Origin of the sequence: Streptomyces sp. NPDC001536 (assembly GCF_042894505.1) — a bacterium.
Taxonomy (GTDB): domain Bacteria; phylum Actinomycetota; class Actinomycetes; order Streptomycetales; family Streptomycetaceae; genus Streptomyces.
On sequence record NZ_JBIAVQ010000014.1, the window covers coordinates 211,565 to 223,634 of the forward strand.

11 protein-coding genes are annotated in these 12,070 nt (G+C 71.4%); 2 read left to right on the plus strand and 9 right to left on the minus strand.

The features are described 5' to 3' along the window. The first annotated feature begins 46 nt into the window (after nucleotides 1-46). Both ACFY0U_RS33460 and ACFY0U_RS33465 read left to right on the plus strand, forming a co-directional pair. Nucleotides 47-541, plus strand: a complete 495-nt coding sequence (locus tag ACFY0U_RS33460) for a hypothetical protein (RefSeq protein WP_388642180.1) — start codon at nucleotides 47-49, stop codon at nucleotides 539-541. After that, the gene (locus tag ACFY0U_RS33465) at nucleotides 535-1,017 is read left to right on the plus strand and encodes a hypothetical protein (RefSeq protein ID WP_388642182.1); all 483 of its coding nucleotides are present in this window, start codon (nucleotides 535-537) and stop codon (nucleotides 1,015-1,017) included. Before ACFY0U_RS33460 ends, ACFY0U_RS33465 begins: the two co-directional genes overlap by 7 nt. A gap of 7 nt (nucleotides 1,018-1,024) precedes the next feature. Here the strand turns inward: ACFY0U_RS33465 and cimA are convergent, their stop codons facing one another. From cimA to ACFY0U_RS33510, 9 genes are all read right to left on the minus strand, one after another. After that, nucleotides 1,025-2,629 carry a citramalate synthase gene (gene cimA, locus ACFY0U_RS33470; protein WP_388642184.1) on the minus strand — a complete coding sequence of 535 codons (1,605 nt, stop codon included), beginning with the start codon at nucleotides 2,627-2,629 and terminating at the stop codon, nucleotides 1,025-1,027. A gap of 302 nt (nucleotides 2,630-2,931) precedes the next feature. After that, complete coding sequence (locus ACFY0U_RS33475) at nucleotides 2,932-4,182, minus strand: TolB family protein (RefSeq protein WP_388642185.1); 1,251 nt, start codon at nucleotides 4,180-4,182, stop codon at nucleotides 2,932-2,934. Between the two features lie 29 nt (nucleotides 4,183-4,211). After that, nucleotides 4,212-6,233 carry a hypothetical protein gene (locus ACFY0U_RS33480; protein ID WP_388642186.1) on the minus strand — a complete coding sequence of 674 codons (2,022 nt, stop codon included), beginning with the start codon at nucleotides 6,231-6,233 and terminating at the stop codon, nucleotides 4,212-4,214. 150 nt (nucleotides 6,234-6,383) lie between these two features. Next, nucleotides 6,384-6,986 (minus strand): TetR/AcrR family transcriptional regulator, encoded by a 603-nt coding sequence (locus ACFY0U_RS33485; protein WP_388642188.1) that lies wholly within the window; start codon nucleotides 6,984-6,986, stop codon nucleotides 6,384-6,386. Then, a complete protein-coding gene (locus tag ACFY0U_RS33490) occupies nucleotides 6,983-7,147 on the minus strand; it encodes a hypothetical protein (RefSeq protein ID WP_388642189.1) in 165 nt (54 codons plus the stop codon). Before ACFY0U_RS33490 ends, ACFY0U_RS33485 begins: the two co-directional genes overlap by 4 nt. A 9-nt stretch (nucleotides 7,148-7,156) precedes the next feature. Beyond that, nucleotides 7,157-8,185: an agmatine/peptidylarginine deiminase gene (locus ACFY0U_RS33495; RefSeq protein WP_388642191.1), complete on the minus strand. Its 1,029-nt coding sequence runs from the start codon at nucleotides 8,183-8,185 to the stop codon at nucleotides 7,157-7,159. 8 nt (nucleotides 8,186-8,193) lie between these two features. Then, nucleotides 8,194-9,906 carry an urease subunit alpha gene (locus tag ACFY0U_RS33500; protein ID WP_388642193.1) on the minus strand — a complete coding sequence of 571 codons (1,713 nt, stop codon included), beginning with the start codon at nucleotides 9,904-9,906 and terminating at the stop codon, nucleotides 8,194-8,196. Next, nucleotides 9,903-10,607 (minus strand): urease subunit gamma, encoded by a 705-nt coding sequence (gene ureA, locus ACFY0U_RS33505; protein ID WP_388642195.1) that lies wholly within the window; start codon nucleotides 10,605-10,607, stop codon nucleotides 9,903-9,905. Before ureA ends, ACFY0U_RS33500 begins: the two co-directional genes overlap by 4 nt. A 189-nt stretch (nucleotides 10,608-10,796) precedes the next feature. Next, entirely contained in the window at nucleotides 10,797-11,885 is a 1,089-nt protein-coding gene (locus tag ACFY0U_RS33510; protein WP_388642197.1) for a branched-chain amino acid aminotransferase, read from the minus strand. Between the last annotated feature and the right edge of the window lie 185 nt (nucleotides 11,886-12,070).

The following is a 12,070-nucleotide window of genomic DNA, read 5'->3' on the forward strand; positions in this document are numbered from 1 at the left end:
CGGCTTCCCGTCCCGTGATGTCGTGAGCGGTACGGAGGTGGGGGGCATGAGGCGTACGGGGTTCGCGGTGGTGGGTGTGCTGGCGGGGGGAGTGCTGCTCGGGGGGTGCAGTCCCGCGATGCTCTCCCTGGCCGCCGTGTCGCTGGGCGAGGACGGGGAGCCCGTGGTGACCGTCCGGCCGTGCGGGGACGACCGGGTCGACAGCCTGACGCTGGACGGCATCCCGGGCGAGCGGCCGGTGTCGTACGACCCGCACCGCACCGCGTGGCAGGCACGGTCGGACGCCGGGATCGGGGACGTCACGTTCCCGCTCTTCGCGCCTCCCCGGTCCTGGGGCGTGCGACCCCAGGGCGCGCAGCGGCTCACCCCCGGGTACGGCTACTGGCTGGAGTCCGGCCCCACCGGCGGCGGATTCCCGTACCGGGTCGTGGTCTCGTTCACCACGGAGGAGCTGGCCGGGCTGGGACCCGGGGAGGTCTGGGCCGACGGGCGGGCGATGAGTCGGGGGGAGTTCGAGGAGCTCGTGGGGGACGTGTGCTGAAGGGGAGGGTGGCCGCCGTGGTGGGCGTCGCCGCGGGGGTGCTGTCGCTGAGCGGGTGCGCTGCCGTCGATCTGCCCCTCGCCGGGGTGCGGGTCGGCGCGGACGGGGTGCCGCACGCCCTGTTGCGGCCGTGCGGGGACGACAGTTACCGCAAGCCGATGCTCGAAGGAGCGGTCAGGGACGGGCGGAACCGTGCGGTGTGGGCCGTGCGGAGCACGAAGCTCGACGGAGACGCCGACTTCCCGCTGTTCTCGCCGCCGGCCGAGTGGGACGCCCGGCACAGGGGCGCCCAGCGGCTGCTGCCGAACCGCCACTACACCCTCCGGTTCGGCCACTACGTCACCGGCGACTCGTACAACGGGATCGTCGAGTTCACCGCCGAGAACATCGAGAAGCTGGAGCCCGGTCAGGTCTGGGCCGACGACCGGGCCATGAGCCTCGGCGAGTTCGAGGAGCTCGCCGAGGACTCCTGCTGAACGGCGGCTACTCGGCGGGCTCCACGCCGGCGCGCAGCAGACCGTAGGTGTACGCGTCCTCCAGGGCCTGCCAGGACGCCGCGATCACGTTCTCCGCGACGCCCACCGTCGACCACTCCCCCGCCCCGTCGGACGTGGAGATGAGGACGCGGGTCGTGGACTGGGTGCCGTGGACGCCTTCGAGGATGCGGACCTTGTAGTCGACGAGGTCGAGCTTGGCGAGCTGGGGGTAGATCTTTTCGAGGGCCACGCGCAGGGCGCGGTCCAGGGCGTTGACCGGGCCGTTGCCCTCCGCGGTGGCGACGATGCGCTCGCCCTTGGCGAAGAGCTTCACCGTGGCCTCGTTGGCGTGGCTGCCGTCGGGGCGGTCCTCGACGATCGCGCGCCAGGACTCGACCTGGAAGTACTTGAGGGGCTTGCCCTCGACCTCGGCCCTCAGGAGCAGCTCGAAGGAGGCGTCGGCCGCCTCGTACGTGTAGCCCTTGAGCTCGCGCTCCTTCACCCGCTCGACCACCCGGCCGACCACCTCGCGGTCGCCGCCGAGGTCGACGCCCAGTTCCTTGCCCTTGAGCTCGACCGAGGCGCGGCCCGCCATGTCGGAGACCAGCATGCGCATGGTGTTGCCGACCTGCTCGGGGTCGATGTGCTGGTACAGGTCCGGGTCGACCTTGATCGCGGAGGCGTGCAGGCCGGCCTTGTGGGCGAAGGCCGAGACGCCCACGTAGGGCTGGTGGGTCGAGGGGGTGAGGTTGACGACCTCGGCGATCGCGTGCGAGATCCTCGTCATCTCGCGCAGCTTGCCCTCCGGCAGCACCTTCTTGCCGTACTTCAGTTCCAGGGCCGCGACCACCGGGAACAGATTGGCGTTGCCCACCCGCTCGCCGTAGCCGTTCGCCGTGCACTGGACATGGGTCGCGCCCGCGTCCACCGCGGCCAGGGTGTTGGCGACCGCACAGCCCGTGTCGTCCTGGGCGTGGATGCCGAGCCGGGCGCCGGTGTCGGCGAGGACCGTGGAGACGACCGCCTGGACCTGGGCGGGGAGCATGCCGCCATTGGTGTCACAGAGGATGACCACCGAGGCGCCCGCTTCCGAGGCCGCCCGGACGACCGCCTTCGCGTACTCCGGGTTGGCGCGGTAGCCGTCGAAGAAGTGCTCGCAGTCGACGAAGACCCGGCGGCCCTGTGCCGTCAGATACGAGACCGTGTCGCGGACCATCTCCAGGTTCTCGTCCAGCGTGGTGCGCAGGGCGAGTTCGACATGGCGGTCGTGGGACTTGGCGACCAGGGTGATCACCGGGGCACCGGACGCCAGCAGCGCGTTGACCTGTGGGTCCTCCGCCGCCTTGGCGCCGGCCCGGCGGGTCGCGCCGAAGGCGACCAGCTGGGCGTGCTTGAACGCGATCTCCTGCTGGGCACGGGCGAAGAACTCGGTGTCCCGCGGGTTGGCGCCGGGCCAGCCGCCCTCGATGAAGCCCACGCCGAAGTCGTCCAGGTGCCGCGCGATGGCCAGCTTGTCCGCGACGGTGAGGTTGATGCCCTCCCGCTGGGCGCCGTCGCGCAGGGTGGTGTCGAAGACGTGGAACTGATCGTCGAGCTCGCTGGTTGCGGTCATGGTCTCAAGGCTCCTGAGGATTGGATCTCGGTCTGTACCGGAATGACCGGCTCCACCGTCCCCACATAGTCCCTCGCGCTCTCGCCTCTGGTTACGGGTGGGCCAGAAAAGCGAAAAACCTCTCGCGGGTGCGAGAGGTCTGCGCGCGGGTCGAGGACGACGGTGTCCGCCCGTACCTGGTCGTACGTGGCGGTCACTGCGGACCGGCGCGCCTGCTGCCAATAATCATGGCGAACGAGAGCACGGGGGCAGTCTGGCACAACCCCCGCGCCTCGCTCACGGCTGTCTCAGGATGCGGTCGATCACTTCAGATGGCGTACGTAGACGTCGGTGGTGAAGTCGCTCTGCCCCGCGTCCTCGGGCACCAGGTCGTTGGCCCAGCTGCTGAAGGCGACCGTGCGGCCGTGCCGGTCGATCACCGGGAACTCCGCGGGGTCGGCGCTCGGACCTCCCTGTGCCGCGACACTGACGAGCACCGTGCGTCCGGTGCGCAGATCGCGTACGTACACCTGGCGCGCCTCGTCCGGGCCCGGGGCGGCCGAGCCGAACACGAGGTGCCGGCTGTCGGCGCTGAGCTGGGGGTAGGCGGTGTAGGCGGCCGGGTCGGCGCCGTCGATCCGGGTCACCGACCCCGTCCTCAGGTCGCGCACGAAGACGTTGTGGCCGCCGTTGGTGTCGCCCGGGGTCAGCTGCGAGTCCAGCGAGTTGAAGACCGCGTACCGGCCGTCCGCGCTGACCTGCGGGAACTCGGTCTGCCCGTCGGACACCTTGCCGTCGGGCGCCTTGTCGACCTGGAACAGCTCGCCGCTCGGCACATCACGGACATAGGCGTCGCTCCAGTCGCCCCGGCTGGGGTACGGGACGAAGAACTGGTAGCCGACCCGGCTGCCGTCCGCGCTGATCGACGGGCGGGTGGCGGTGGACTTCCAGGCGCCCTCGCCCGGCACCTGGCTGATGCGGACCCGCTCGCCGGTGACACGGTCGACGCGGTAGATCCGGTTCGAGCTGTCGCCCGGCGTCCCCTCGCCGCTCGTGCGCAGAGCGACGAAGGCGACATAGCGGCCGTCGGCGCTGATCGCCGGGCCGGCGGCGGCCGTGTAGCCGGGGGCGATGGCGTCGTCGATCTGCTGGACGGCGCCGGTCTTCAGGTCCTTGATCCAGATGTGGTTGTCGTCGGTGTTGTAGGTGGGGTTGATGGTGTACGCGAGATACCGGCCGTTCGCGCTCAGGGAGATGTCCACGACGTTGCCGTCCCCGGCGGTGCTCGCCAGGCGGGTGGTGCCGGTCTTCAGGTCGCGCACGAAGGCGTCGGCGGTGCCGTCGGTGTCACCCGCGACAAGGTTGTCGGCGGCGGAGCGGAAGGCCACATAGCGGCCGTTCGCGCTGATGCTCTGCCCGTTGGAGGACCCGTTGCCGGTGGTGCCGTCCGGGGCCACACTCGCCTTCTCGGTGCGCGGGGCCCCGGGCGCGGCGCTCGCGGCCGGGCCGGTCAGGGTCGCCGTGGCGGCGGCGACGGTGACGGCGAGCGCCAGGGCCCGCTTGGTGCTGTTCATGGTTGTTCCCCCGTTGTGGTTGCTGCTGGTCATTGCACTGTCCGCAGGAAGACGTCCGACACTCCGTTGGTGTCCCCTTCCACCAGATCGGGTGATGCCGACTCGAAGGCGACGACCGTGCCGTCGGCGTTGACGGAAGGATGCCGGGCCGGGAGGTCGTTGCGGCCGCCCCAGCGGTCGACGCTGATCAACTGCCGTTTCCCGGTGGCGAGTTCCCGCAGGTATACGGCGCCGCGCGAGACGTACGCCACGTGCGTGCCGTTCCCGGAGAGCGAGGGCTGGGTGCCCCTGATCCGGGTGGTCGTACCGGTGTCGAGGTCGTGGACGCGTACCTCGCCACCCTGGTGGAAGGCGACCTTGCGGCCGTCCGCGCCGATCGACGGGGCCGAGCCCGCGCCGACCGTCGACAGGGCGCCGGTGTCCAGGTCGCGGACGTGGACCTCGCCGCCCTGCTCGAAGGCCATGTACCGGCCGTCGTAGTTGATGGACGGGTTGCCCGCCGGCTCGCCCGTGGGCGCGCTGACCACGTCGGTGTCGCCGCCGTTGAACTTGAAGCGGTAGACGCGGGGTTCGGGCGACGGGTCGGTGTCGGTGGCGGGCAGGGTGGCGGCGTAGGTGACCCATGCGCAGGTCGGGTCGACCTGGGGCTGTCCCATCCAGGTGAAGCGGACGCCCTGGTAGGAGCCGATGCTGGTGAGCTTGCCGACCGAGCGGTTGCGGACATGGACCTGCGGACCGCCGTCGGTCTCGGACGGGGCCACATAGCCGACCATGCGGCCGCTGTAGCAGGGGCTGCCCTCGCGCGAGGGGCCCTGGGCGGTGGAGTCGACCTGGGAGAGGCCGCCGGCCGCGTTGACGAACACGTCGTCGCCCGAGGTGAAGGCGACGACCTTGCCCTCCCCCATCACCGGGTCGTACGAGGCCCCGGGCCGCTGCTGTCCGTCCCCCGTCATGCTGATCCGCTCGGTGACGGACGGCATCGGGGCCGGGTTCTTTCTCAGCGGGCCCGAGAAGACGAACACGTCGGACTCCCCGTTGGTGTCGCCCGGCACCAGGTGGGACGCCCGCGAACTGAACGCCACCGCACGCCCATCGGCGGCCAGCATGTCGTCCCCGCCCTGGGCGTCCGGCGTGAGGGCGGCCCCGCGCAGCCCCGTCCGCAGATCGCGCACCCGCACCCCGTCCTCGCCCGCGACGACGGCGTACCGGCCGTCCGCGGTGACCGAGGAAGCGGTCCCCTCGGCCACGCGCCGCGCGGCGCCCGTGCGAAGGTCACGGCTGTGGACACCGTTGTCGGCATTGAAGAGGACGTGACGCCCGTCGGCGGTGATACGGACCAGGGAGGCGGCGCCGAAGCCCTGGTCGACCTGGGTCCGCTCGCCCGTCGCCCGGTCCTTGACGAAGATGTCGACCGGGTCCTCCTCCACCTGCCCGTGGACCGAGTACGCGACCCGTTCGCCGTCGCCGCTCACCGAGGCTCCGCGCTTGTCGCCCTCCTCGGCCGGTGAGATCAGTTCGTCGGTGCCGGTGGCCGTGTCACGGACGTACAGCAGCCGGAAGTTCGCGTCGCCGTCGCGGTTGCCGATGGTGTACGCGATGTGCGTGCCGTCCGGGCTGATCGACTGCGCGCGGCCCAACTCGTTGAAGCCGGGCGGGTCTTGCGGCCACAGCTTCTCCGTACGGCCGGTGGCGCTGTCGTACAGGTAGGGCGCGAGGAACCGGGTGCCCGCGGAGAAGGCGATACGGCTGCCGTCGGCGCTCGGCGCGGGCGTGCTGTAGGCGTAGCCGCTGCCGAGGGCGATCTTGGTGAGCCCGCCGTCGTCCAGGTCCTTCACGAGCAGGCACCTGTCGAAGCGCGCGCAGCCGAAGCCCGGCGCGATGGACGTGAACGCCACCGTGCGGCCGTCGGCGCTGATGGCGGCGCCCGTCGACGCCCCGTCGGCCTGGCTGCCGTCGGCGGCGGTGCTGACCCTGTTCACCATTGGCGCGTGCGGCTCGGCACCGGCGGTCGTTCCGGTGAGCGCGAGCAGCAGCGCTGTACCTAAGGACACGCTGGACACACGTACGGCTCTGGACATGTTCCCCCCATGTGTTCCCCGTGGACGCTCTCCCCCGGCCCCGCGCCGAGGGCTCCCCAAGAGGCAAACGCACCACGGGCCACAGGGTCAATCGGCCTTATTGCGTACAACCCGGGCTCGGGGTCACGCGTCCGCGAGGAGGTTCTCGTCCAGGAACTCCCTTACGTGGCCGAGAACTTGTGTACGGTCCGTCCCCCGGAGCCCGATCGCCACATGGATGGAGAAGCCGTCCAGCAGGGCTCGCAGCCGGGCGGCGAAGCGGTCCGGGTCGAGCGTGCGGAACTCGCCCCTCGACACCCCCTCCGCCAGCAGGGCCACCAGGTCGCGGTGCCATGCGCCCTCGATGGCGGCCTGGCGTTCGCGGCCGTCGTCGTCCGCGTTCTGCGAGCGGGTCCAGACCTCCAGCCAGAGGGTCCAGTGGGGGTCGCGGTGGCCGTCGGGTACGTACAGGTCGACGTATGCATCGAGCCGTTCGCGCGCGGTGGCCGTGCGGGTGAGGAGGCGGCCGCGCTCGGCGCCGAGGCGGCCCTCGCTCCACTCCAGGGTCTGGAGCAGCAGCTCGTCCTTGGAGTGGAAGTAGTACAGGAGGTGACCGCTGCTCATCCCGACCTCGCGGCCGAGGGCCGCCATGGTGAGCTTCTCCAGGCCGAGTTCGGCGATCATCTCCATGGCGGCGGCGAGCACGTCCTCGCGGGGCGGGGCGGGGGTGCGGCGGGCGGGGGTCATACGAGGCCCTCCATGGGGGCGGTGTCCGGCAGGAGGTGCGTCTCGTACGGGCCGCAGCACTCGGAGAACGGCGTCGCCACGACCGCGCACACCTCGTCCTCCAGGCGGGGCGGCGTCTCCGTCGGCCGGTTTCCGCGGGTGGCACACGTCAGCACGTTCACCCGTACGTTCTACCTGACCGTCGGCCGCGGCTGCTGCTGGGTGATGCAGTGGATGCCGCCCCCGCCCGCGAAGATCGTCCGCGCGTCCACCAGGGTCACCGTCCGGTCGGGGAAGAGGCGGCGGAAGATGCCGGCCGCGAGCTCGTCGTTCGGGTCGTCGAAGGCGCAGAGCACCACTCCGCCGTTGCAGAGGTAGTGGTTGATGTAGGAGTAGTCGACCCACTCCCCGTCCTCGTCCTTGAGGACCGTGGGCGCGGGGATCTCGACGACCTCCAGGCGACGGCCCTTCGCGTCGCTCTGGCCGCGCAGGATCTCGACGTACTCCCGCGAGCGGGCGTGGTCGGGGTGGTCGGGGTTCCGCTGACTGTGGACGACGACGGTGCCGGGCCCGGCGAAGGCCGCGACGATGTCGACGTGGCCCTGGGTGCCGTAGGTGCCGTAGTCGCCGGCGAGGCCGTGCGGGAGCCAGATCGCCTTGCTGGTGCCGAGCCGGGCGTGGATCTCCGCCTCGACCCGCTCGCGCGTCCAGCCGGGATTGCGCCCCGCGCCGAGCTGGACCGTCTCGGTGAGCAGGACGGTGCCCTCGCCGTCGACGTGGATCGCGCCGCCCTCGTTGACAAGTGCGCTGCTCAGTACCGGCACCCCGGCGAGATCCGCGACATGGCCGGCGATCTTGGAGTCGTGCTCCCAGCTCGCCCAGTCCTGTGCGCCCCAGCCGTTGAACACCCAGTCCACGGCGGCCAGTTCAGTGCCGTCGGTGACAAAGGTCGGGCCGATGTCGCGCATCCACGCGTCGTCGAGTTCCCGCTCCACCAAGTCGATGTCCGGGCCGAGCAGTTCGCGCGCGGACTCTCCCTGGCCCACGCCGTGGACCATCGTCACCGGTTCGAAGCGGCGTACCGCACGGGCCACCGAGGCCCAGGCGGTCCGGGCCTCGGCCAGCTCCGCGTCGTCGGTGAAGGTCGCGTTGGGGCCGGGCCAGGCCATCCAGGTCCGCTCGTGCGGGGCCCACTCCGGTGGCATACGGAAGGTGGTCATCTGAAGTCCTAGAGGAAGTAGAGGCGGTTGAGGGAGACCGAGTCGGCCGGTTCCGAGCGCAGCGGTTCGCCGTCCAGGGTCACCAGTCCGGTGCGCTGGTCCACATCGACCGCTCCGGTACGGGAGTTGAGGCGCAGGTCGGCCGGTCCGATACCGCGGGTGCCGCGCACGGCGACCCTGCGGCGGCGCGTCGGCATCGAGTCGTGGCCCTGGTCGAGCGCCGCCTGGGCGACGAAGGCGACCGAGATGTCGGCGGGGGTGGCGCCGTACGCGCCGAACTGCGGGCCCAGCACCAGGGGTTCGCAAGTGTCCGTCGCCGCTCCCGGGTCGCCGACCACGCCGTACGCCGGGAAGCCGGACTTCAGCACCAGCTGCGGTTTCGCGCCGAAGTACTCCGGGCGCCACAGCACGATGTCGGCCAGCTTGCCGACCTCGATGGAGCCGACCTCGTGGGAGAGGCCGTGCGCGATGGCCGGGTTGATCGTCAGCTTGGCCATGTAGCGCAGGACGCGTTCGTTGTCGTGGCCGTCGTCCGGGGCCCCGAACTCGGCCTTCATCTTCCCGGCCATGGCGAAGGTACGGCGGACCGTCTCGCCCGCGCGCCCCATGCCCTGCGCGTCCGAGGAGGTGATGCCGATCGCGCCGAGGTCGTGCAGGACGTCCTCGGCGCCCATGGTCCCGGCGCGGATGCGGTCGCGGGCCATGGCGGCGTCGCCGGGCAGGTCGGTCTTCAGGTCGTGGACGGAGACGATCATGCCGTAGTGCTCGGCGACCGCGTCCCGGCCGAAGGGCAGGGTGGGGTTGGTGGAGGAGCCGATGACGTTCGGGACGCCGGCCATCTTCAGCACGTTCGGGACGTGTCCGCCGCCGCAGCCCTCGATGTGGAAGGCGTGGATGGTGCGCCCCTCCAGGACGCGCAGGGTGTCCTCGACGGACAGGCACTCGTTCAACCCGTCGCTGTGCAGGGCGACTTGGACGTCGTGCTCCTCGGCGACGCGCAACGCCGTGTCCAGCGCCCGCGTATGGGCGCCCATGTCCTCGTGCACCTTGAAGCCGGACGCGCCGCCCTCCGCGAGGGCCTCGATCAGGGGCGCGTCGTGGGAGGACGAACCCCGGCCCAGGAAGCCGACGTTGACCGGCCACGCGTCGAAGGCCCCGAACGCGTGCCGCAGTGCCCAGGGCGAGTTGACGCCGACGCCCCACACCGGCCCGAACTCCTGCCCGATGATGGTGGTCACGCCGGAGGCCAGCGAGGCCTCCATGATCCGCGGCGACAGCAGATGGACGTGGGTGTCGACGGCCCCGGCGGTGGCGATGAGCCCCTCGCCGGACACGATGGACGTGCCGGTGCCGACGACGACGTCGACCCCGTCGAGGGTGTCGGGGTTCCCGGCCCGCCCGATGGAGCAGATGCGGCCTTCCCGGACACCGATGGAGACCTTGCGGATCCCCTGCACGGCATCGATCACGACGACGTTGCTGATGACGACGTCACAGGTCTCGCGGACGGCGGCGGCCTTGAGGTGGAGCCCGTCGCGGGCCGTCTTGCCGAAGCCGGCGAGGAACTCGTCGCCGTGGCGCTGGGAGTCGGACTCGACGCGGATCGTCAGCCCGGAGTCGCCGAGCCGGACGCGGTCGCCGGCGCGGGGGCCGTGGGTGGCGGCGTACTCGTGGGGGGTGAGGCGGCGGGCCTCGGCGGGGTGGCCTCCGGGGCGGCTCATCGGTCGGCCTCCTCGTCACGTATGCCGTCAACGCCCAGGTATCCGCACGCGGCGGCGCGGCGCAGGGCCTCCTCGCGGGCGCCGGGCGCGTCCAGCGGTCCGTCGACGAGTCCGGCGAAGCCGATGGCGACGCGGGCACCGCCGATCGGCAGCAGGCCGACCTCCAGCGACTCCCCCGGCCCGAACCGCACCGAGGAACCGGCGGGGACGGCGAGCCGCAGGCCGTAGGCGGCGGCGCGGTCGAAGTCGAGGCGCGGGTTGGCCTCGAAGAAGTGGAAGTGGGAGGTGACGGAGACCGGGACGGTCGCGGTGTTGGTGACGGTGAGCCGCAGGACGGCCTCGGGCTCGGCGTGCTCGGGCCCGGGCAGCAGCGCGCCGGGCGCCTCGGGGCCGAGCCCGCCGCCGATCGGGTCGCTCACCACGGCCAGCCGGGACCCGTCGTCGAAGACGGCCTCGACATGCACCTCGGTGACGACGTCCGCGACACCGGGCAGCACGTCGTCCGGACCGAGCACCGCGCGGGCCCGCTCGACGGCCTCGGCGAGCCGCGCCCCGTCCCGGGCGGCCTCGCACACGGTGTCCGCGATCAGCGCGGTGGCCTCCGGCACGTTGAGCCTCAGTCCTCGGGCACGGCGGGCACGGGCCAGCTCGGCGGCACCGAAGAGCAGCAGCCGGTCGCGTTCGGTGGGGGTGAGCCGCATGTCGTTCCCTTCTCTTAGAGCGTCACTCTAACCAATGCGCTCAATGAACGGAACCATTGAGCCCCTCCATGGAGGGCATCACATTGAGTGGCGTTCTAATGATGGGGAGACTTCCCGCACGGTCCCACACAGGCGCGGGGCCCGCTTCTGCCGTACAGAAGCGGGCCCCGGGGCAGTCCTTGAAGGCGCTCAGCCCAGCTTGTGCATCCAGCCGTGCTTGTCCTCGGCCGTGCCGCGCTGGATGTCCAGCAGGGCCTGCCGCAGCTTCAGCGTGACCTCGCCCGGCTCGCCGCCCGACTGCTGCCACTCGGCGGTCGCGCGCTTCACGGTGCCGACCGGGGTGATCACGGCGGCCGTGCCGCAGGCGAAGACCTCGGTGAGGGTGCCGTTCTCGGCGTCGCGCTGCCACTGGTCGATGGAGACGCGGCCCTCCTCGGACTCGTAGCCGAGGTCGCGGGCGACCTCCAGCAGGGAGTCGCGCGTGACGCCCTCCAGGATCGAGCCCGTCAGCGCCGGCGTGATGATCTTGTCGCCGTACACGAAGTACAGGTTCATGCCGCCGAGCTCCTCGACCCACTTGTGCTCGACCGCGTCGAGGTAGCAGACCTGGTCGCAGCCCTTGGCCGCCGCCTCGGCCTGGGCGAGGAGGGAGGCCGCGTAGTTGCCGCCCGTCTTCGCGTCGCCCATGCCGCCGGGGACGGCGCGGACGCGGTCCTCGGAGAGCCAGATGGAGACCGGCTTGACGCCACCGGGGAAGTAGGCGCCGGCCGGGGAGGCGATGACCAGGAAGAGGTACTCGTTGGCGGGCTTGACGCCCAGGCCGACCTCGGTGGCGATCATGAAGGGGCGCAGGTAGAGGGACTCCTCGCCGCCGTGCGCCGGGACCCAGGCCCGGTCCTGCTGGACGAGGGCGTCGCAGGCCTCGATGAACGTCTCGACCGGCAGCTCGGGCATGCCGAGGCGGTGCGCGGAACGCTGGAAGCGCTCGGCGTTCTTCTCGGGGCGGAAGGTGGCGACGGTCCCGTCGGGCTGGCGGTACGCCTTGAGGCCCTCGAAGATCTCCTGCGCGTAGTGCAGGACCATCGTCGCGGGGTCGAGCTGGAGCGGGGCGTACGGCACGAGCTGGCCGTCGTGCCAGCCGCGGCCCTCGGTCCACTTGATGACGACCATGTGGTCGGTGAAGTGGCGGCCGAACCCGGGGCTCGCCAGGATCGCGGCGCGCTCGGCGTCGGAAAGCGGCGAGGCTGAGGGCTTGAGCTCGATCGTGGGCGTCGTCATGAGTGGTTGTCCTTCACCGGTTGTGTAGTGACTGGCCGCGCTCACGCCCTCTACTGTCAGTTGCCAGTGCTAGGACGTCCGAGCATTCCCTCATTCCGCGGCTCCGCGTTCGATTATCGCGCTACGGAGGCCGTGGACGAAAACGGCGTGAATGCGACCCAGGGGATGATGGTGGCACCCGGCGG